The organism is Acrocarpospora phusangensis (genome assembly GCF_016862995.1).
GTDB lineage: Bacteria > Actinomycetota > Actinomycetes > Streptosporangiales > Streptosporangiaceae > Acrocarpospora > Acrocarpospora phusangensis.
In genome coordinates, this window is the sequence record NZ_BOOA01000017.1 from 36,481 (window position 1) to 56,635 (window position 20,155).

Consider the following 20,155-nt stretch of genomic DNA (forward strand, 5'->3'; position numbering starts at 1 on the left):
GTGGAGATGCGGGTCAAGGACATGCCGGTTGCCGACCAGCCGAGGGAGCGGTTGCTGGCGTCGGGGGCGGTGGCGCTCGCGGATCGTGAGCTGCTCGCGCTGCTGCTCGGGTCGGGCAGCCGGGGTGTGAGCGCGGTCGAGCTGGCGTCGCGGGTGATCGAGCACTGCGGGGATCTGACCGAGCTGGCGCGCTCGGAGGCGCATCGGCTGCTGGCCGTGCCGGGGGTCGGCCCGGCCAAGGCCGCCCGCATCTCCGCCGCCTTCCACCTGGTCAGACGAGCCCAGACCCAGCCGGAGCGGGCCAGGATCGCGTCCTCGTCGGATCTGGCCCGGGCGGTCGCGCCGATGCTCCACGGCCACGCCAGGGAGCGCCTGGTCGTGGTCGTCTGCGACGGGCGCGGGACCATCCTGCGCCGGGCCGTCGTGAGCGAGGGCGGCAGCGACCACACGCCGGCCCCGGTCCGCGACATCATCACCACCGTCCTCGTCTCGGGCGGCGCCGCCTTCGGCCTCGCCCACAACCATCCGAGCGGCTCCCTGGAGCCGAGCCCCTCCGACGTCGCCGTCACCGCGCACCTCCATCTCGCCGCCGAGACCGTCGGCCTCCGCCTGCTCGACCACCTCGTCGTCACCGACACCGCCTGGCGCCGGATCGATCCGCCCGACCGCCGGGACGGCCTCTCGCACGGGAACCCCCACGAGAGCCGCCCCTAGCGGCCGGGCGGGTGGGACCTGCCCGAACTCCCTGCGGATCAAGTTAGCGACTCGCCTACGACATAGCAATGTCTTCGCTCGTATTACATACGTCTGTAGACACCTGATCAGGTGTCTGGTTTGTGGTGCCATGTCCGGTTTTGGATAGCATCCGTATGTGCTCGATCGCGAGGGGCCGAACCCCGTCTACAAGCAGATCGCGGATGTCATCGCCGAACGCATCCGCAGCGGCGACCTGCCCGAAGGCAGCCCGATCCCCAGCGAGGCGGAACTCGTCGACGAGTACGGCATAGCCAGAACGACCGCCCGCCGGGTGGCCAGGGAACTCAGGGAGCAGGGCCTGGCCTTCACCGTCCAGGGCGAGGGCACGTTCGTCGGCACGGAAGGCTCACCCCGGGGCCTGCGCAAGATCCCCCGCTACCAGCAGATCGCGACGGAACTGGCGGAACGCATCCGCACCGGGGAGCTCCCGCCGAATCGCCCGATCCCCAGCGAGCAGGGCCTGATCGACCAGTACGGTGTTTCCAAGGTCACCGCCCGCCAGGCCGTACAGCGACTGCGGGAGCAGGGCTGGGTGTTCACGGTTCCGCATCGCGGGACCTACCCCAACGAGCCGGAGAAGTGGCCGAAATAGCGACCACTCATCGTATGGAGACGTCTATAATACGAGCATGCTCGATAGGGACGGCCACATACCGCTTTACCGGCAGATCGCCGACATCGTGGGGGAACAGATCGTCAAAGGGGACCTCAGCCCCGGGGAACCGGTGCCCAGCGAGACCGAACTCAAGCGCGACTACGGCATCGCGCAGATGACGGCCCGCCGGGTGCACCGGGAGCTCCGCGACCGCCGGCTCATCCACACCGTGCCCGGCGAAGGCTCGTTCGTCGGCACGCCCGGCACCCCCCGCGCCTCCTACCTCGCCCCCCTCTACCGCCAGATCGCCGACGAGATCGCGGACACCATCAGATCCGGCGAGATCGGCGCCAACCGCCCGATCCCCAGCGAACGCACCCTCATGCTGGAGCACGGCGTCGCCAAGGCCACCATCCGCCAGGCCATCGCCCTGCTCCGCACCGAGGGCTGGGTCTTCACCGTCCCCTACCGGGGCACCTTCGCCTCACCACCGGAGCACTGGCCCCCGACGCCATCCGAAACAGCGTCCCCCTAACCCCGCGGTGGCATCGCCCCGATCCGGGCACGCTGGGTCGCGGCCACACAGACCAGGACGGCCAGGGCGGCCACCACGGTGGACGCGCCGAAGTCCTCCGAGAGCAGGAGCCAGGCCCAGAGCAGGGTGAGCAGCGGCTGGAGCAGCTGGGTCTGGCCGGCTCTGGCGATGCCGCCCATGGCGAGACCGGCGTACCAGGGGACGAAGCCGAGGAACATCGAGATCACCCCGACCCAGGCGAATCCTGCGAACGCCTCGAAGGACGGGCGGATCTCGGTGGTGAACGCCAGGACGATCGTCACGGGGAGGGAGACCGGCACGGCCACCACCAGCGCGTACGAGATGACGCGCCAGCCCGGGGTCTCCCGGGACAGCTTGGCGCCCTCGGTGTAGCCGAATCCGGCCGACAGCAGCGCCAGCACGAGCAGCAGGTCGGCCACCGAGAGCCGGCCGCCGCCCTGGCCGAGGGTGAAGACGGTGATCGACACCGCGCCCAGCCCGCCCGCGACCCAGAACATCGGCCGGGGCCGCTCCCCCGCGCGCAGCACCGCGAACGCGGCCGTGGCCGCCGGGAGCAGCCCGATCACCACGGCCGAGTGGGACGTGCTCGCGCCGCCGTACAGGGCGAGGCCACTGAACAGGGGGAACCCGAAGACGACGGCCAGGGACGTCAGGATGTACGAACGGAGATGCCGGCGGGGTGGCAGCAGCGGAACGCGGGCCACCAGGAGGCAGACGGCCGCGACCGCCGCCGCGAGGACCGCCCTGCCGATCGCCACGAGGTAGGGGTCGAACCCGCGCATCGCGAACACGGTGCCCGGAAACGTCATCGAGAAGGCCAGCACGCCGAGCGCCGCGAGCATCGTGCCCCGCCAGGCCACCCTCCGGTCCGTCTCGGACGGGACGGGGGGTTCCGCGGGGCTCTCGGCGAGCGCTACTGAACCGGGGGCGATAGCGCTATTCTTATCTCTCATGAATGAGGATAGCAGTATCGCCAAGGTGGCCGACATCCTCCGCGAGGAGGCCCACCGGCTCGGGCCCGGCGCGAAGCTGCGATCCAGCCGGGAGCTGGTCCGGGAGCTGGGAGTCAGCCCGGTGACCGTGTCGCGGGCCATCGCGCGCCTGACCGCCGAAGGACGGGTGATCACTCGCCCGGGTAGCGGTGCTTTCGCGGCGCCCGGACGCCGCGCGTCCTCGGAGGCGTCGGATTCGTCGTGGCAGACAGTGGCGCTGGGCGACCGGGTGGTGGACGACACCGGGGTCGCGGGGCTGCTGGCCGAGCCGGGTGAGGGCGTGATCCCGCTGACCGGGGGCTATCTCAACGCGAATCTGCGTCCGGCGCGCGAACTGTCGGCCGCGGCGGCCAGGGCCGTACGGCGGCCGGACGCGTGGGCGTTGCCGCCATTGAGCGGTCTGCCCGAGTTGCGACGGTGGTTCGCCGGGGAAGTCGGGGTTTCGCGCAACGACGTGCTGGTGGTCAGCGGCGGGCAGGCGGCGTTGAGTCATGCGTTCCGCGCACTGGCCGCGCCGGGTGAGCCGGTGCTGGTGGAGACGCCGACGTATCCGGGGGCGCTGGCGACGGCGAAGCTGGCGGGGTTGCGGGCGGTCGCCGTACCGGTCGATCGGGACGGGGTGCGGCCCGAGCTGCTGGCGGAGGCGTTCGCGGTGACGGGGGCGCGGGTCTTCTACTGCCAGCCGACGCTGCACAATCCGACCGGGGCGACGCTGACGCCGGAGCGGCGGGAGCAGGTGCTGGCCGTGGCGCGGGCGGCCGGCGCGTTCATCATCGAAGACGATTTCTCGCGCTATCTGGCCACCAGCACGCCGCCTCCGGCGCTGGTCAGCATGGACGACCACGGCACGGTCGTCCATGTGCTGTCGCTGAGCAAGATCTCGGCGCCCAGCCTGCGGGTGGCCGGGCTGATCGCGCGCGGGCCCGCGGCGCGCCGGCTGCGCGCCAGCCAGGTGGTGGAGTCGTTCTTCGTGGCCAGGCCGCTGCAGGAGACGGCCGTCGAGTTCGTCACCTCGCCCGCCTGGCGGCGCCACCTCCTCGCCGCGCGCCGGGAGATCGGCGAACGCCAGCGCCTGCTGCTCACGTTGCTCGCCCGCCACCTGCCCGCCGCCGAGGTCCACCTGGTCCCACCCGGCGGCCTGCATCTGTGGGTACGCCTTCCGGACGAGACCGACGAACCCGCGCTGGTGGAACGCGCGCACCGGGCGGGGGCGCTGGTCAGCCCCGGCGCGATCTACTACCCCGCGGAACCGCCCGGTCCCCGGATCCGGCTCACCCACACGGCTCCCGCCGACCACGCGGAGCTCACCGAGGGCGTGGTCCGGCTGGCGTCCGCGTTCGAACGCGGATGACTCAGCGGGTGAGTCAGCGGATGACTCAGAGGTGCTTGCGTGCCCGCTTGGCGGTGGGGATGTCGTCGTTGAGTAAGCGTTCGATGCGTGCCCGCCGCTTCTTCTGTTCATAGGCCAGGTAGGCCAGCCAGCTGACGTGCATGGTTTCCTCCTCGGGAAGTTCTAACACCAGCAAAAGCGTTACACCGGTGTCTATTATTCCGGCAACCTGCAACTCCCGTACAGTGGTTTTGGAGGTGACCATGTCCAGTCCGGCCGAGCTGCTCCGCGACTTCGTGAACACCTACGACGTCGAAGGGGGCATAGACGAGCTGGCGTCCCCCGCCGAGCTGGCGGTGTGGCTGCGGGAGCGCGGCCTGGCCGAACCCGGCGCGCGGGCCGTGGACCGCGACCTGGCGGTCGCCGTACGGCTGCGGGAAGGGCTGAGGATCACGCTGCGGCACAATCACGACGGCGAGACGCGGGACGCCCCGCCCGAGCTGGCGGCGGCTCTCGCGGCGCTTCCGCTGCACGTGACGCTGGTCCAGGGGGCGCCCGGGCTGGAGCCGAGCATGACCGGGGTGCCGGGCGGCCTGGCGAGGATCGCGGCACTGATCTCGGCCAGTCATGCCGACGGAAGCTGGCCACGCCTTAAGGTGTGCGTCGAGGGCACGTGCCAATGGGCGTTCCTCGATTCGTCCAAGAACCGTTCCCGCTCATGGTGCTCGATGCGCGTCTGCGGAAATCGAACGAAAACCAGGACATATCGGGCACGACGCCAGGCGGAAGGTTCGGCGAGGCCCTCCTGACCAGTACGGTGTTACAGGCACAGAAAGGAGCCGGCCCAATGGGTGTTAGACCTGCCCGTCTCGAAGACGTCGACGCGGTGACGAGCACCCAGATTCGGGCGTGGAAGCAGGGTTACCGGGAATTCCTGCCGCCTGGCCCGCTGGAGCAGATGACCGGGGCCGCGGCGGAGAAGATGTGGCGGCGCCAGTGGGACGAGGCCATCCTGTCCCCGCCCAGCCCCCGCCACCGGGTGCTCGTCGCGGTGGAGCGGGTCGTCATGGACACCGACCACTGGAGCGCTCTCGGGCCCGGAGGCATCCTGGCTCCGCCGTCGTACGAGCGGGCCTCCGACCGGGTGGTCGGGCTGGCCTCGCACGGGCCGGCCGAGGATCCCGACCTGCATCCGGCGACCACCGCCGAACTGCTGACGCTCCTGGTGGACCCCAACCACATCCGGCGCGGGCACGGCAGCCGCCTGCTCAACGCGACCGTCGACCATCTCCGCGAAGACGGTTACAGCGCCGTTGTGACCTGGGTCTTCGCCGACAATCACCCGATGCTCGGGTTCCTGGAGTCCGCTGGGTGGGGTGAGGACATGGCCGAGCGGGTGCTCGACATGGGCCGCCCGATCCGGATGATCCGGCTGGGCACCGACATCAGCTGAGGCTTCATCGTGGCAACTCCTGCACAATGGCTGGCGGGCGCGCGCCCGCGTACCCTTCCCGCGGCCGTCGTTCCTGTGGCGGTCGGTACCGGGGTGGCGGTTCAGGCCGACGGCTGGGTCTGGTGGCGGGCGCTGCTGGCGCTGTTCGTGGCGCTCGCGCTGCAGGTCGGCGTCAACTACGCCAACGACTACAGCGATGGGGTGAAGGGCACCGACACCGATCGGGTCGGGCCGATGCGGCTGGTCGGTTCCGGTGTCGCGACCGGTCCCCAGGTGCTCCGGGCCGCCCTGGGCAGCTTCCTCGCCGCCGCCGTCGCCGGGCTCGTTCTCGTCATCGTCACGCGGGCGTGGTGGCTGCTCGCCGTCGGGGCGCTCAGCATCCTGGCCGCGTGGTTCTATACCGGCGGCTCCCGTCCGTACGGCTACCGCGCGCTCGGCGAGCTCTCCGTCTTCGTCTTCTTCGGGCTCGTCGCGGTGGCGGGCACCACGTACGTCCAGGTCGAAGGGCTTCCCTGGCTCGCCGTTGCCGCGGCCGTACCCGTGGGGCTGCTCGCCTGCGCGCTCCTGATCGTCAACAACCTTCGCGACATCGCCACCGACACCCCCGCGGGCAAACGTACTCTCGCGGTCCTTCTCGGCGACCCCCGTACGCGGGCCCTCTACATCGCCTGCTTGCTCCTCCCCTTCGGCGTCGTCCTAGCCCTCACCCCCATCGCCCCCTTCACCGCCCTCACCCTCCTTTCGGGCTTCCTCGCCATCGCCCCCATCAAATCCATCCGCGAAGGCGCCACCGGCCCTGCCTTGATCGCCACCCTCCAACAAACCGCCCGCCTCCAACTGGCCTTCGGCGCCCTCTTCACACTCGGCCTGGCGCTCTCCTGACATCTGACGGGGGTTCTCCCACCCGCCCACCCTTTCTGAGCTGGCGCTCTGCCCGCCCCGCCCCGCTCCGGCCACGGCCACCACTCTGCAGTACTCGCACGCGGGACCATCGGCATGACCGCGGCACTGCAGTGCTTGCGGTCGCGACCTGGCCTCGCCGGCTGGTCGCCCTGGGGATCACGCGTCGGCTGGCAGGGGTTCGCCGGTTTCCAGGAGCGTCTTGAGGCTTGCCACCACGTTCGGCCAGCCGTGGCTGACCATCTCGGCCAGGGCCGATCCGGGCTCGAAGCCGTCGTGTATGACGGTGAGTTTCACGACCTGTGCGGACTCCTCGATCGTGAAGGTGACCTTTGAGCGGGTTTCGCCGGACAGCCGGGAGAGCAGTTCGTCGTCCCAGCCGAAGCGTTTGGCGAGTTCCGGGGTGACGGTGTGCCAGCTGTAGGAGAGGAGCCGACGGACCAGTCCGTGGTGAACTCCGTGGCCCAGTAGCGGCGGGTGAAGGCGGGGTCGGTCAGCGCCTGCCAGAGCTTCTGCGGGGTGGTTCGGATGTAGGTGGTGTAGACGAAGGTCGGCGCGTCCATCGGGGTCTCCTCTAGGGCGAGTTTCAGGTCCGCCAGGGCTTGGACCCTGGCCCGGTCGTAACGGCTGATCCACCGGTGGGCGATCTCGTGCACGGGCGCGGCGTTGAGGTAGTGCAGCTTCTCCCGGCCCCGCCGCACGGTGGCGACGAGCCCGGCCTCCTCCAGCACCGCGAGGTGCTTGCTGACGGACTGCCTGGCCATGTCGAGTCCCGCGCACAGCTCACGCAGCGTCTGCCCGTTGCGGGCGTTGAGCGAGTCGAGCAGCGCGCGCCGGCTCGGATCGGCCAGCGCCTTGAACACCTCGTCCATGCCCGCCCTCGTCCCCGGATTGCCACCTGTCGATATGCAGCCAAAAGGCTGCCTTTAACTTAGGCAGCCAAAAGGCTGCATGTCAAGACGCGCCTACGCAGGGCGCACTCGGGAGCTGATCCAGCAATGGACACCCGCAAGGCAATGACACCCGCAGGGGTGCGCGCGGGGACGCCCGCAGGGCGACGAGCTGGGTGGCCCGCAGGGCAATGAAGGGTGGGCGGGTGGGAGAAACCCTGCGGACAATCGCGTGGCGGCACAACGTGGCTAGTCATGGTCGGTGAGCCCGCGCGTGACCAGGAGCAGCGTTTGGTCGTCAGGTTCGGCCGGACGTGCGTGGGCGGATCGCGTCGCGCAGGAGGAGTGTGGTGGCCACGCTGCTCACCCCGGTCAGGGCGATCACGAGGCCGACCGAAAGGAATTCCGCGAACACGCCGAAGACTAGGGGTCCGATCCCCTGGATGGTCATGGTGGTTGTGTTGAGCAGCGCGAACCCCTGTCCCTGGAGCTCGGACGGTACCGCCTCCAGAAAGCGTCGCTGCAGGCCGAGCAGGTAGGCGGATCCCACCCCAGTGATCACGTACGCCGCGGCGACCGCCGGATACGGCAGGTCCAGGACGAGCGCGAGCGAAGGCGTACCCATGATCAGCAGCAATGGCAGGACAAGTCGTTCTCGGGTGGCAGGCCCGAATGCCCGCCCGACCACGACGTCGCCGATGAGCATGCCGACCGACGTGGCCGCCAACAGCAGGCCGGTCTCCGTCGGGCCGAACGCACGCTGCGCGGAGTACGGAATGAGCAAGCTTCCCGCCGCGGCCAAGTACGCGGCCGGCAGGCAGTGGACCATGATCAGCTTGGCGACCCCGGGGGCGGCGACGAGCGCGGCGTTACCCTGCAAGGTCTTACGCACGATCGACCCACCCACGCGAACCACCTCGGTGCGCGACAGGAACAGGCGGCTGATCACCAACGCGAGCAGGTGCGCCCCCGCGGTGACCAGCATCGTCCGCTCCACGCCCAGCCACGTGGTCAACGCCCCACCAGCGGCCATCCCCACCAACTGCGCCGCAACCGCGACCAGGTAGTTCAGCGAACGCCCAAGCACGTAGGTATCGCCGGTGAGGATCTCCGCCAGGACTCGGCCCGCGGCCCCGGTGGTGACCGGCGTCAGACAGGCCACGGCCGCGACGAGCAGCAGGCTCACCGCGACCGGGAGGTGCGCGAACGCGAGCAGCAGTCCGACCGCGCACTGGAGTGCGTAGCCCGTGGTGATGAGGGTCCGCGGCGAGAACCGATCCGCCATCGCGGCCAGAAACAGGCCGCCCGCCGCTTGGGGAAGGAAGCCGATCGTGAACGCCACCGCCGTCAGCAACGGAGAGCTGGTCTGGCTGAACACCAGCACCGCCAGCGCGACGGACCGCAGCGTGTCCGACATGACGCCAAGCAGCCGAGCGGCGAACAGGGCACGGAACTGGGTGACCGCGAAGACCTGGCCATAGGTGGCCTTCGTCGTGAACGTATCGGTCATGAACTGGGATGCTCCCCGAAACTTCCTTGGGCCGAACCGCGCCTACCGGTTGATCGCGGCGATACCGGGCCCGTAACTAGCAGCGGCGTTTGCTCATCAGGTTCGGCAGGGCTCGGGGACAGAACGCGATATCCCAGCCGATCGTGGCGTGGCTTCGCGCCACGACGGCTCCGATGCCGACGGTGCGTCCGCCCGCACCGGTGATGAGAGCGACGGGTCGGGACATAGGGGCGTCGTGTTCGGCATGGGTGGGATCCTGGTTCACCATGGCTGTCGCCTCAACTGCTTTTCGGCCCGGGGACTGAAGGGGATTCGCCTGCGGTGATACCGCCACTTCGCGGCTAACCGCGGAGACCCGGGCGAAGCAGCCGGATACCCGGCGCCCGCTGGGCGAGCCGATAGGACTCAGTGCCGGTCTCAATGATGTCGCTCCCGCAGGGGACCGGCGAACGCTGTCACCTGTCTCCGGCACAACCAGGCCGGAAAGGTTGGGCAGCGGCGAAGTGGGTGAGAACCCCGGCAAGCGGGAGTCGGCTTGCCGGGGGTGGGGTCAGATGTCGAGGAGGGCGTCCAGGCCGCACCGCGATCAGCGGGCTGGCCCGGACGGCGATGGTGCCCGTGGAGTTAGAGATCGAGGAGGGCGTCCAGGCCGCACCGCGATCAGCGGGCTGGCCGGGACGGCGATGGTGCTCGTGGAGTTAGAGATCGAGGAGGGCGTCCAGGCCTACAGTCAGGCCGGGAAGGGAGCGGACCCGGCGGACGCCGAGGAGGACTCCGGGGGTGAAGGAGGAGCGGTTCATGGTGTCGTGACGGATGGTGAGGACTTCGCCTTCGCCGCCGAGGATGACTTCCTGGTGGGCGATGAGAGCCGCCAGACGCACCGCGTGAACATGCACACCGTCGACGTCCGCGCCCCGGGCTCCGTCGATCTCCTGCGTGGTCGCATCGGGTGAAGGCCCGAGCCCGGCCTTGCGCCGCGCTTCGGCCACCAGTTCAGCCGTCCGCCGAGCCGTCCCCGACGGCGCGTCCGCCTTCCCCGGATGATGAAGCTCCACGATCTCAACCGACTCGAAGTACTTGGCCGCCTGCTGCGCGAAATGCATCATCAACACGGCCGCGATCCCGAAGTTGGGCGCGATCAGCGCATTGGTCCCGGGATTGGCCGCGAGCATCTCCCGCACCCGCTCCAGCCGGTCCCCATCGAACCCCGTGGTCCCCACAACCGGATGAATCCCCCGCGAGATGCACCACTCAAGATTCCCCATGACCACGTCGGGGTGCGTGAAGTCGACCACGACCTCCGCCGGAGCCAGCAACTCCAGCGGATCGTCCTTGTCGACCGCCCCGACCAGCTCCATGTCCGCGGCCGCGTGCACAGCCTTGCAGACCTCAACCCCCACCCGCCCGCGGGCCCCAAGCACCCCAACTCGAATCATTGCCCAAGGCTATCGCCCCACCCATGACGACAAGGAACGGGAACGACACTGCCCTCGGGATGCACCGCGACCCCGGAACGACGGGCGGAGATAGCAGCCGATGGGCGTAATACCAGCGGAACAGAAACGGCGGCGACCACCCGGCGCGAGCGGTCGGCCGCCGATCACCCGCGTCATCTCGCACCCGGGCTACAGCAACACGCCAATGCAGCAAATGACACGATCCCGGAACCGCGAGCAGAGATGGCAACCGACCGCCGTAAGGCAGCGGGGCGGGAGCGATGGTGAGCGCCGGGAACGGTGCGATCCGGGGACGGCGGGCGGGGGTGGTGGGCGATAGCCGTAAAGAGAGAAGCCAGAGGCCCGCATAACGCGGGCCTCTGGTCAGGCGATGGCGTAGCTGAAGTCCTTGTCGCCGTAGGGGCCGATGACGGCGAGGGTCAGGGGACGGCTGAGGATGGTGGACGCGATGTCGGCGATGGCGTCGGGGGTGACGGACTCGATTCGGGTGAGAACCTCGTCGACCGACATCAAGTGGTCGTAGACGAGTTCGCTCTTGCCGATTCTGGACATCCGGGAACCGGTGTCCTCCAGGCCGAGTACGAGACCGCCCCGCATCTGGCCCTTCCCGCGCGCGATCTCCTCATCGGTGAGCCCGTCGGCGACCACCCTGGCCACCTCGTCCCTGCAGATCTTCAACACATCGTCGATCTTGGACGGCAGGCACCCGACGTAGATCCCGAACTGCCCGGTGTCCGCGTACTGCGAGGTGTAGCTGTACGCGGAGTAGGCCAGCCCGCGCTTCTCCCGGATCTCCTGGAACAGCCGCGACGACATGCCGCCCCCGAGCGCCGCGTTCAGCACCCCGAGCGCGAACCGCCGCTCGTCGGTCCTGCTGACGCCGGTGGTCCCGAGCACCAGGTTGGCCTGCTCGGTCGGCCGGTCCACGACCCGCACGCCGGAGCGTTCGGCCACGCCGGGGCCGTCCAGCCGGGGCGCGATCGGCTCGCCGGTCCCGCCGAACGCGCCGGCCCGCTCGTAGGCGGCCGCCACCAGCTCGACCACCCGCTCGTGCGACACGTTCCCCGCCACCGAGATGACGGTGTGCGAGGGCAGGTAGTACCGCTGGTAGTACTCGTGGATGCGGTCCCGGGTGAGGGCGTTGATGGAGTCGTCGTTGCCGAGGATGGGCCGCCCGATGGGCGTGTCGCCGTAGAGCTGCTCGGCGAAGGCCTCGTGCACCACGTCGGAGGGGTCGTCGTCGTGCATGGCGATCTCCTCCAGGATCACGCCACGCTCGGACTCCACGTCCGCGTCGCTGATCAGCGAGGAGGTCACCACGTCGGCCAGGACGTCGATGGCCAGCGGCAGGTCCTCGTCCAGGACCCGCGCGTAGTAGCAGGTGTACTCCTTGGCGGTGAACGCGTTGATCTCGCCGCCGATGCCCTCGATGGAGGCGGAGATCTCCATCGCGTCCCTGGTCGGAGTGCCCTTGAACAGCAGGTGCTCCAGGAAGTGGGTGGCCCCCGTGTGCTCGGGGGCCTCGTCCCGCGACCCGATGCCCACCCAGGCGCCGACCGCGACGCTGCGCACGGTCGGCATGGTCTCGGTCACCACCCGGAGCCCGCCGGGAAGGACGGTGCGGCGTACGACGCCGGCGCCGTCCTTCCCGGGGAACAACGTGCTGGTGGTGGTCACGCTCACGAGTTGCGCTCGTCGCGCCCGCCGCGGGTGCGGCTGCGGCGCGGCCGGTCGGACCGCTCGTCGCGGGACTCCCGGGACTCCCTGGGCTCCCTGGGCTCGCGCGCCTCGGGCGCGGGCTCGGGCTCGCCGGCCTCGGCGCGGGCCGCCTTCTCGGCGGCCTCCTTCTCCACGACCTCGACCGGGACCAGGGACAGCTTGCCGCGCGCGTCGATCTCGGCGATCTCCACCTGGATCTTCTCGCCGACGCCCATCACGTCCTCGACGTTCTCGATCCGCTTGCCGCCGTGCAGCTTGCGGATCTGGGAGACGTGCAGCAGTCCGTCCTTGCCGGGCATCAGCGAGACGAACGCGCCGAAGGCGGCGATCTTGACGACCGTGCCCAGGTAGCGCTCGCCGACCTCCGGCATGTGCGGGTTGGCGATCGCGTTGATCGCGCTGCGCGCCGCCTCGGCCGCCGGGCCGTCGGTGGCGCCGATGTAGATGGTGCCGTCGTCCTCGATGGTGATCTCGGCGCCGGTGTCGTCCTGGATCTGGTTGATCATCTTGCCCTTGGGGCCGATGACTTCGCCGATCTTGTCGACCGGGACCTTGATGGTGATGATCCGCGGCGCGGTCGGGTTCATCTCGGCCGGCGAGTCGATGGCCTCCTGCATGACGTCCAGGATGGCCAGGCGGGCCCCGCGGGCCTGCTTGAGCGCGGCCGCCAGCACCGAGGCCGGGATTCCGTCCAGCTTGGTGTCCAGCTGCAGCGCGGTGATGACGTCCTTGGTGCCGGCGACCTTGAAGTCCATGTCGCCCATGGCGTCCTCGGCGCCGAGGATGTCGGTCAGCGTGATGAACTGGTCGCCCTCGCCGATGAGGCCCATCGCGATGCCCGCGACCATCTCCTTCAGCGGCACACCCGCGTCCAGCAGCGCCATCGTGGAGGCACAGACCGAACCCATCGAGGTGGAGCCGTTGGAGCCGAGCGCCTCGGACACCTGGCGGATCGCGTACGGGAACTCCTCGCGGGTCGGCAGCACCGGGATGAGCGCCCGCTCGGCCAGCGCGCCGTGGCCGATCTCACGCCGCTTGGGCGAGCCCACCCGGCCGGTCTCGCCGGTGGAGTACGGCGGGAAGTTGTAGTTGTGCATGTACCGCTTGGTGCGCTCGGGGTTGAGCGTGTCGATCATCTGCTCCATGCGGAGCATGTTCAGCGTGGTGATGCCCAGGATCTGGGTCTCGCCGCGCTCGAACAGGGCCGAGCCGTGCACCCGCGGCACCACGTGGACCTCGGCGTTGAGCTGCCGGATGTCCTTCGGGCCACGCCCGTCGATGCGCACGCCCTCGTTGATCACGCGTTCCCGCATGAGCTTCTTGGTGACGCTGCGGAAGGCGGCGGAGATCTCCTTCTCCCGGCCTTCGAAGTCGGCCAGCAGCTTCTCCGCGGCCAGCGCCTTGACCCGGTCGATCTCGGTCTCGCGGTCCTGCTTGGCGGCGATGGTGAGCGCCGTGGCCAGCTCGCTGCGGATCGCGCTCTCCACTGCCTGGTACGCGTCCTCCTGGTAGTCCAGGAAGATCGGGTACTCGGCGGTCTCCTTGGCGGCCACCTCGGCCACCTTGGACTGCGCGTCGCACAGCACCTTGATGAACGGCTTGGCCGCCTCCAGGCCCTGGGCGATGGTCTCCTCGGTGGGCGCGACCGCGCCCTCGGCGACCAGCTTCAGCGTGTCCTTGGTGGACTCCGCCTCCACCATCATGATCGCGACGTCGCCGTCGGCGAGCACGCGGCCGGCCACGACCATGTCGAAGGTCGCGCCCTCCAGCTCGGTGTGGGTGGGGAAGGCCACCCACTGGCCGCTGATGAGCGCCACCCGGACGCCGCCGATGGGGCCGGAGAACGGCAGCCCGGCGAGCTGGGTGGACAGGCTCGCCGCGTTGATCGCGACCACGTCGTAGAGGTGGTCGGGGTGAAGCGACATGACCGTCGCCACGACCTGGATCTCGTTGCGCAGGCCCTTGACGAAGGACGGGCGCAGCGGCCGGTCGATCAGGCGGCAGGTGAGGATCGCGTCCTCGGACGGCCGGCCCTCACGCCGGAAGAACGAGCCGGGGATGCGGCCCGCCGCGTACATGCGCTCCTCGACGTCCACCGTGAGCGGGAAGAAGTCGAGGTTCTCCTTGGGGCTCTTGGAAGCCGTGGTCGCGGACAGGACCATGGTCTCGTCGTCCAGGTAGACGACGGCGGAACCGGCCGCCTGCCGGGCCAGCCGCCCGGTCTCGAACCGGATGGTACGCGTGCCGAATGAGCCGTTGTCGATGACGGCTTCCGTGCTGTGGACACCCTCCACGGGGGACCTCCTTTTCGGTCGGTCACCCCACGTCCGTGAGTGTTGCGCCGGCTCCCCGTTGGTGCAGTGCCGGTCTTCGATCGAAGCGCCCGGTTCACCTTGACCGGGGGCCACTACCGAGGACCGGCCCTCTCACGCCGCGGGATCGCGCGTGTCGTGCTTGCTGTGCGGACGCGGGGCACTGGTTCTCGGGGTCGAGTCCGCCTTCCGGCTTCCTCTCCCTTTCGGCTATTCAGTTTTCCTGCGGGCCTCGTGCTTACGAGACTCGTATATGGGAAAGGAGCGGCGAAGGTGTCGCCGCTCCTTTCACGCTATCGGCGCAGACCCAGCCGCTCGATCAGCGTACGGTACCGCGTGATGTCCTTGGCCTGCAGGTACTTGAGCAGGCGACGGCGGCGGCCGACCAGCAGGAGCAGGCCGCGGCGGCTGTGGTGGTCGTGCTTGTGCGTCTTGAGGTGCTCGGTGAGGTCGCTGATGCGCCGGCTCAGCAGCGCGATCTGGACCTCGGGCGAACCGGTGTCACCTTCGGCGGTGCCGTATTCGCTGATGATGGCCTTCGTGGTGGCGGTGTCGAGCGACACTCTCACTCCTTCTTTGGGAGGCACGCGGTAAACGAATTTCCAAGCCCTCGAACGACCGTGCGTGCCTACAGTCGCCGTGACGAGGCCGACGAATACTCAGCCGACGCTCAAGGTTACCACCGCAGCTCAGCACCCCGACCTAGATCTGGCGGGGCCGGATCAGGGCGACGGCATCCGGGCGCACGTCCGCAGGATCGTCCAGCGCACCTCCGCCTCGGCCCCGCCCGAGCGGATCCGCCAGCCCACCTGGGTCGACTCCCCGGCCGCGAGGGCGTCGTCCGGGTCCAGGGCCGCGATCAGCACCTTGACCGCCTGCGCCCGCTCCCCGTCCAGCCCCGGGAGCATGGTGCGCAGGCCCGCCCGCAGCGCCGCCGCGTCCAGCCGGCCGCCGGCGCCCATGGGCCGCGACGCCATCGTGCCGATGGAGCGCAGCGCGGCCGTCACCTCGGGCCCGCTCACCCCCGTGTCGGCGACCGCCTGCCGGGCGGCCAGCACCGCGATCGTCCGGCGCCGCGCCGCCGGGTCGGCCAGGATGGCGGCGAACTCGGGATCCCGGGCGACCGGATGCTCGCGCAGCGCCAGCGGCACCGGATCCACCGGCTTGCGGCGCAGGATGGTGTACCGGTCCAGGTTCTCGCCCAGGCGGTCCGCGTCCAGGCGCACACCGGTGATGCGCTCCCCCAGCGCCAGCGCCGCCTCCTTCCAGGTGTCCTCCGGCGAGCCCTCCGCGCACGGCAGGCCCTTCATCGGCTCGTCCAGCTCGTGCGGGGCCGCGCCCCAGCGTCCCGTCGCCTGCTGCACGTGGCCGATCCGCGCGCCCAGGCGGTACAGCGCGAACTCGGGGCGCTCGCCGAAGCTGACCGCGAAGGCCGTGCTCCGCTCGGACAGGCCGCGCATCACCTCGGGACGGATGGCCTCGGCGCCGCGCGGCTCCACGGACAGGGCCCAGCCGTCCTGGAGCTGGTCCAGGATGACGATGGCGGGGGCGTGCTCCCCGGCGCCGTCGGCCTCCTCGGCCACCTCCAGCAGCGTCTGCGGCGAGGGCCCGACCAGGTCCATGCCGAAATGTCGGGCCGCCAGGGGTTTCGTGGCGTCGCCGATCCAGCAGACGCAGGCGCCCTCGCGGAGGATCCAGTGCTTGTCGAGCAGGTGCCGGTAGTACTCAAGAAGATCGTCAGCCATGTGCTGCCGCCAGTGAAAGCCGGGGTCCCGCCCGCGGGCGCGCGAGCGGGACCAAGTCGGATAGTCGTACCGTGCACGCCGGTCCCAGGAGCGGGGTTCCGGCACTCTGGGAAGTCAGCCAACACCAGAGAGATAGTTCACGGCGACATTACGCCCGGATCGGCTATATCGCGGAGCTTTCCGTGTCAGTGAAGTCACGCGCCTCGTCCACGTCGGCACGCATTTGGTCGATTAGCGCCTCAATTGAGGAAAATTTCAGGGTGTCGCGGAGGCGGATGCCGAAATCCACGGCCACGTGCGCGCCGTACAGGTCCAGGTCGTCGCGGTCCAGCGCGTACGCCTCGACGGTGCGCTCCACGCCGGAGAAGGTGGGGTTGGTGCCGATGGAGATCGCGGCCGGCCACCGCTCCCCCTCGTACGGCGAGGGCGACTGCGTCACCAGCAGCCAGCCCGCGTAGACCCCGTCGGCCGGGATGGCCGTGTAGAGCGGCGACTCCACGTTCGCGGTGGGGAAGCCGAGCGCCCGCCCCCGCTGATGGCCGCGCACGACCACGCCCTCCACCCGGTGCGGGCGGCCCAGCGACTGGGCGGCGGCGGCCACGTCACCGGCGGCCAGACGCTCCCTGACCAGGGTCGAGGAGATCGCCTCGCCGTCGCTGACCAGCGGCACGCCCTCGGCCACGAAGTCGTACTTCTCGCCCAGGGTGCGCAGGGTCTCCAGGTCGCCGGCCGCCTTGTGGCCGAACCGGAAGTTCTCCCCCACCACGACCCCGGCCGCGTGCAGCCGGTCCACCAGGGCGGTCTGCACGAACTCGTCCGGGCTCATCCGCGAGAAGGCCAGCGTGAACGGCAGCACGAGCACCGCGTCCACGCCCAGCTCGCCGAGGAGCTCGGTGCGGCGGCGCTGCTGGGTGAGCTGGGGCGGGTGACTGCCGGGACGGATCACCTCGTCCGGATGCGGCTCGAAGGTCACCGCCACCGCGGCCACGCCGAGCTCGCGCGCCTTGGCGACCGCCCGCGCCACCATCTGCTGGTGACCCCGGTGCACTCCGTCGAACACGCCGATCGTGACGACGGATCTGCCCCAGTCCCCGGGCACGTCGTCCAGTCCGTGCCAGCCCTGCACGTCGACCCCAATCATCGATGAGAAGACAAGCGTGCCACACGCCTCATGCCACGAAGACGGCGAGGGGCTTGGCCGCCCCCTGCCGCTCCTCCACCAGCGAGAGCAGCGTGCCGTCCGGCCCGAAGACCCCGATCGGCCCGGCGCCGAGGCCGGCCGCGGGCAGCCGGCCGCCGTGCGCGACGAGCCGGGCCTCCTCCTCGGTCACGTCCCTGCGCGGGAAGGCCGCCGCCACCGCGTCCGCGATGGGCATGATCACGCACTCCTTCTGGAGCTCCTCCAGCGTCCTGCCGTCCGTGTACGGCCCGACCCTCGTGCGCCGGAGATACGTCAGATGCCCGCCCACCCCCAGACCCGCGCCCAGGTCGCGGGCGAGCGCCCGGATGTACGTGCCGGACGAGCAGGTGATCACAGCGTCCACGTCGACCGTGTCGCCGTCCCGCCGGATGGCGGTCACGTCGAAGGCGCGCACGGTCAGCGGCCGTGCCTGGAGTTCCATCTCCTCGCCCGCGCGGGCCCGCTTGTACGCCCGCTCCCCGTTCACCTTGATGGCGCTGACCTGCGGCGGAACCTGCATGATCGCACCGGTCAGGGCGGCGGTCCCGGCCAGCACGGCCGCGTCGGTGACGTGCCCGGCGGGCGTGACCGCGGTGATCTCGCCCTCCGCGTCGTCGGTGTTGGTGGCCACCCCGAGCCGGATCGTCGCCTCGTACACCTTCTCGGTCAGCGCCAGATGCCCCAGCAGCCGGGTCGCCTTCTCCACGCCGACCACCAGCACGCCGGTGGCCATCGGGTCCAGCGTGCCCGCGTGGCCGACCTTGCGGGTGCCCGCGATGCCGCGCATCTTGGCCACCACGTCGTGCGAGGTCCAGCCCGCGGGTTTGTCCACGATCACGAGCCCGCTCGGCGGCGGGGTGCGTTTGCCGTTCAAGAGAGCATCTCCCGTAGCCGGGCCATCGTCTGGTCCGGGGGTTCGGTGGCGGAGAAACCGGCCGCGCTGGGATGGCCGCCGCCGCCCAGCGCCGCGCAGGCGCGGCCGACGTCGACCGCGCCCTTCGAGCGGGTGGAGACGTTCCAGGCGCCCGCGTCGTCCTCCTTGAGGACCACGGCCACGTCCACGCCGTCCACCTTGCGGATCACGTCGATCACGCCCTCCACCTCGTCGTACGGCAAGGCGTTGAGCGCGCGGTCCGCCCGCGTCACGTACGTCCAGACCAGGCCCGCGCCCCCGGCGGAGTCCGGCTCCAGCACGGCCCTGGACAGCGCGGCGCCCAGCACCCCCAGATAGCCGAAGGGCGAACGGTCCCACAGCTCGCGGGCGATCTCGTCCGGGTTGAGCCCGGCCGCCAGCAGCCGGCCGGCCATGGCGTGCACGGCCGGGGTGGTGGAGGAGTAGCGGAACGAGCCCGTGTCGGTCACCAGCGCCGCGTACAGGCAGGTGGCGATAGGTTTGTCCACCCGCAGGCCGAGCCGGTTGATCAGCTCCTCGACCAGCACCGAGGTGGCGGCGGCCCGCGGATCCACCAGGTGCAGCGTGCCGAAGCGGGTGTTGGAGGCGTGGTGGTCCACGACCACCAGCTCCCCGGCCGCGCGGGCGGCCGGGATGAGCAGGCCGAGCCGGTCCCGGGTGGACGCGTCGAACGTGAGCATCAGCTCGGGCGCGGCCGGGAACTCGCCGGGCGGCACCAGCAGGTCCTGGCCCGGCAGGAAACGCAGCAGCCTGGGCACCGCGAACGAGCGGTCCCCGAAGGAGGCCACCACCCGCCGGCCGGTCTGCCGCAGCGCCTGCCCGAACGCGAGCATGGAGCCGAGCGCGTCGCCGTCGGGAGTGACGTGGCAGGCCAGCGCGACGGTGTCGTGACCGCGCACCAGATCGACCGCACGCTGCCAGTCCGCTTCCGCGACCGCGGGCGGCCGGGGTCGAGCCGAACCGAGCTCCGAACCGAGATCCGAGGTGAGATCCGAGGTCACGTGGCGGCGCGTCCTACATGCCCCGGCACGTCCTCGTCCTCTTCCTCGTCCCGCTTGTACGGATCGGCGTCGCCGGCGTACTCGGCCCCCTCGGCCCGCTTGGCGATCTCCTCGTCCCGGGCCTTGGCCTCGGCGAGCAGCTCGTCGAGGTGGCGGGCGCTGTCCGGCAGCGGGTCGTGGGTGAACACGAGCGTGGGCGTGTGCCGCAGCCCGGTCTGCCTGCCGACCTCGGAGCGGATGATGCCCTTGGCGCTCTCCAGCGCGGCGGCGGTGTCCTTGCGCTCGGCTTCGGATCCGAACACCGTGTAGAACACGGTGGCCTCGCTCAGATCGTTGGTGACCCGGCTGTCGGTGATGGTCACGAAACCGAGCCGAGGATCCTTGATCCGGCGCTCCAGCATCTCGGCGACGATCTGCTGAATCCGGTCCGCGAGCTTCCTGGCTCGCGCGGCGTCCATGATCGCGATCCCCTTTCCTTCAATGTACGGCTGACGCTGGCATGCAGCCGCCTTATTCCTCGTCGTTGAAGAGCCGATGTCGCGCCGACAGCAACTCGATCTCCGGATGGAAGGCGATCACCCGCTCGCAGGCGTCCAGCACCTCGCCGCAGTTGACGGCGGAACCGGAGACCACGGCGATGCCGATCTCCGCCCGCCGATGCAGCTCCTGGTGGCCGGTCTCGGCCACGGCGACCGCCGGGAAACGGCGTTTCACCTCGGCCACGAGGGGGCGGATCACCGAACGCTTCTCCTTCAGCGAGTGCACCTCGCCGAGCAGGATGTCCAACGTCAGAGCACCGACATACATGTGTGTGAGCGTCAATTAACCCTGACGCGAGGGTCGTGA

Annotated in this window: 22 protein-coding genes; 7 read left to right on the forward strand and 15 right to left on the reverse strand. The window is 70.2% G+C overall.

All coding sequences use genetic code 11. From position 1 onward, the window contains the following. The first annotated feature begins 6 nt into the window (after window positions 1-6). The 3 genes from Aph01nite_RS12695 (at window position 7) to Aph01nite_RS12705 (ending at window position 1,886) form a co-directional block, all read left to right on the forward strand. Window positions 7-714, forward strand: a complete 708-nt coding sequence (locus tag Aph01nite_RS12695; protein WP_204041037.1) for a JAB domain-containing protein — start codon at window positions 7-9, stop codon at window positions 712-714. A gap of 157 nt (window positions 715-871) precedes the next feature. Continuing rightward, window positions 872-1,348 carry a GntR family transcriptional regulator gene (locus Aph01nite_RS12700; RefSeq protein WP_204041038.1) on the forward strand — a complete coding sequence of 159 codons (477 nt, stop codon included), beginning with the start codon at window positions 872-874 and terminating at the stop codon, window positions 1,346-1,348. A 37-nt stretch (window positions 1,349-1,385) separates the two neighbouring features. Beyond that, window positions 1,386-1,886, forward strand: coding sequence for a winged helix-turn-helix domain-containing protein (locus Aph01nite_RS12705; RefSeq protein WP_204041039.1), 501 nt, complete (start codon window positions 1,386-1,388; stop codon window positions 1,884-1,886). Here the strand turns inward: Aph01nite_RS12705 and Aph01nite_RS12710 are convergent. Continuing rightward, the gene (locus Aph01nite_RS12710; protein ID WP_204041040.1) at window positions 1,883-2,860 is read right to left on the reverse strand and encodes a DMT family transporter; all 978 of its coding nucleotides are present in this window, start codon (window positions 2,858-2,860) and stop codon (window positions 1,883-1,885) included. The two genes, Aph01nite_RS12705 and Aph01nite_RS12710, sit on opposite strands and share 4 nt — an antisense overlap. On the opposite strand from Aph01nite_RS12710, the gene Aph01nite_RS12715 reads away from it, so the two are divergent. Continuing rightward, window positions 2,859-4,250 (forward strand): aminotransferase-like domain-containing protein, encoded by a 1,392-nt coding sequence (locus tag Aph01nite_RS12715; protein WP_204041041.1) that lies wholly within the window; start codon window positions 2,859-2,861, stop codon window positions 4,248-4,250. The two genes, Aph01nite_RS12710 and Aph01nite_RS12715, sit on opposite strands and share 2 nt — an antisense overlap. Window positions 4,251-4,275: 25 nt before the next feature. Here Aph01nite_RS12715 and Aph01nite_RS12720 read toward each other — a convergent pair whose 3' ends face one another. Next, on the reverse strand, window positions 4,276-4,494 hold the full coding sequence (locus tag Aph01nite_RS12720; RefSeq protein ID WP_204041042.1) for a hypothetical protein: 219 nt from the start codon (window positions 4,492-4,494) through the stop codon (window positions 4,276-4,278). Between Aph01nite_RS12720 and Aph01nite_RS12725 the strand changes: the two genes are divergently transcribed. The 3 genes from Aph01nite_RS12725 to Aph01nite_RS12735 are packed head-to-tail and all read left to right on the forward strand — an operon-like array spanning window position 4,493 to window position 6,564. Further along, a complete protein-coding gene (locus Aph01nite_RS12725) occupies window positions 4,493-5,038 on the forward strand; it encodes a CGNR zinc finger domain-containing protein (RefSeq protein WP_204041043.1) in 546 nt (181 codons plus the stop codon). The two genes, Aph01nite_RS12720 and Aph01nite_RS12725, sit on opposite strands and share 2 nt — an antisense overlap. A 38-nt stretch (window positions 5,039-5,076) precedes the next feature. Beyond that, a complete protein-coding gene (locus tag Aph01nite_RS12730; protein WP_204041044.1) occupies window positions 5,077-5,682 on the forward strand; it encodes a GNAT family N-acetyltransferase in 606 nt (201 codons plus the stop codon). Window positions 5,683-5,691: 9 nt separating this feature from the next. Further along, window positions 5,692-6,564: a 1,4-dihydroxy-2-naphthoate polyprenyltransferase gene (locus tag Aph01nite_RS12735; RefSeq protein ID WP_204041045.1), complete on the forward strand. Its 873-nt coding sequence runs from the start codon at window positions 5,692-5,694 to the stop codon at window positions 6,562-6,564. Between the two features lie 177 nt (window positions 6,565-6,741). Here Aph01nite_RS12735 and Aph01nite_RS41400 read toward each other — a convergent pair whose 3' ends face one another. The 13 genes from Aph01nite_RS41400 to Aph01nite_RS12795 form a co-directional block, all read right to left on the reverse strand. Then, complete coding sequence (locus tag Aph01nite_RS41400) at window positions 6,742-6,948, reverse strand: SRPBCC domain-containing protein (RefSeq protein ID WP_239161641.1); 207 nt, start codon at window positions 6,946-6,948, stop codon at window positions 6,742-6,744. Then, complete coding sequence (locus Aph01nite_RS12740) at window positions 6,876-7,454, reverse strand: ArsR/SmtB family transcription factor (RefSeq protein ID WP_239161629.1); 579 nt, start codon at window positions 7,452-7,454, stop codon at window positions 6,876-6,878. The genes Aph01nite_RS41400 and Aph01nite_RS12740 overlap by 73 nt, the downstream gene beginning before the upstream one ends. Window positions 7,455-7,770: 316 nt before the next feature. Beyond that, on the reverse strand, window positions 7,771-8,982 hold the full coding sequence (locus tag Aph01nite_RS12745; protein WP_204041046.1) for an MFS transporter: 1,212 nt from the start codon (window positions 8,980-8,982) through the stop codon (window positions 7,771-7,773). Window positions 8,983-9,680: 698 nt separating this feature from the next. Further along, window positions 9,681-10,418: a 4-hydroxy-tetrahydrodipicolinate reductase gene (dapB, locus tag Aph01nite_RS12750; RefSeq protein ID WP_204041047.1), complete on the reverse strand. Its 738-nt coding sequence runs from the start codon at window positions 10,416-10,418 to the stop codon at window positions 9,681-9,683. A gap of 384 nt (window positions 10,419-10,802) precedes the next feature. Continuing rightward, window positions 10,803-12,122, reverse strand: a complete 1,320-nt coding sequence (locus Aph01nite_RS12755) for a M16 family metallopeptidase (protein ID WP_204041048.1) — start codon at window positions 12,120-12,122, stop codon at window positions 10,803-10,805. After that, complete coding sequence (locus Aph01nite_RS12760) at window positions 12,119-14,452, reverse strand: polyribonucleotide nucleotidyltransferase (RefSeq protein WP_204041049.1); 2,334 nt, start codon at window positions 14,450-14,452, stop codon at window positions 12,119-12,121. The genes Aph01nite_RS12755 and Aph01nite_RS12760 overlap by 4 nt, the downstream gene beginning before the upstream one ends. Window positions 14,453-14,763: 311 nt before the next feature. Beyond that, window positions 14,764-15,033 (reverse strand): 30S ribosomal protein S15, encoded by a 270-nt coding sequence (rpsO, locus tag Aph01nite_RS12765; protein WP_204041050.1) that lies wholly within the window; start codon window positions 15,031-15,033, stop codon window positions 14,764-14,766. A 159-nt stretch (window positions 15,034-15,192) separates the two neighbouring features. Next, entirely contained in the window at window positions 15,193-16,215 is a 1,023-nt protein-coding gene (locus tag Aph01nite_RS12770; protein WP_204041051.1) for a DUF6461 domain-containing protein, read from the reverse strand. 163 nt (window positions 16,216-16,378) lie between these two features. Further along, window positions 16,379-17,341 (reverse strand): bifunctional riboflavin kinase/FAD synthetase, encoded by a 963-nt coding sequence (locus tag Aph01nite_RS12775; RefSeq protein ID WP_204041113.1) that lies wholly within the window; start codon window positions 17,339-17,341, stop codon window positions 16,379-16,381. Window positions 17,342-17,384: 43 nt separating this feature from the next. Then, window positions 17,385-18,269, reverse strand: coding sequence for a tRNA pseudouridine(55) synthase TruB (gene truB, locus Aph01nite_RS12780; protein ID WP_204041052.1), 885 nt, complete (start codon window positions 18,267-18,269; stop codon window positions 17,385-17,387). Beyond that, window positions 18,266-19,309, reverse strand: a complete 1,044-nt coding sequence (locus Aph01nite_RS12785; protein ID WP_204041053.1) for a DHH family phosphoesterase — start codon at window positions 19,307-19,309, stop codon at window positions 18,266-18,268. Before Aph01nite_RS12785 ends, truB begins: the two co-directional genes overlap by 4 nt. After that, a complete protein-coding gene (rbfA, locus tag Aph01nite_RS12790; protein ID WP_204041114.1) occupies window positions 19,306-19,770 on the reverse strand; it encodes a 30S ribosome-binding factor RbfA in 465 nt (154 codons plus the stop codon). The genes Aph01nite_RS12785 and rbfA overlap by 4 nt, the downstream gene beginning before the upstream one ends. A gap of 49 nt (window positions 19,771-19,819) precedes the next feature. Beyond that, entirely contained in the window at window positions 19,820-20,116 is a 297-nt protein-coding gene (locus Aph01nite_RS12795) for a DUF503 domain-containing protein (protein ID WP_204041054.1), read from the reverse strand. Between the last annotated feature and the right edge of the window lie 39 nt (window positions 20,117-20,155).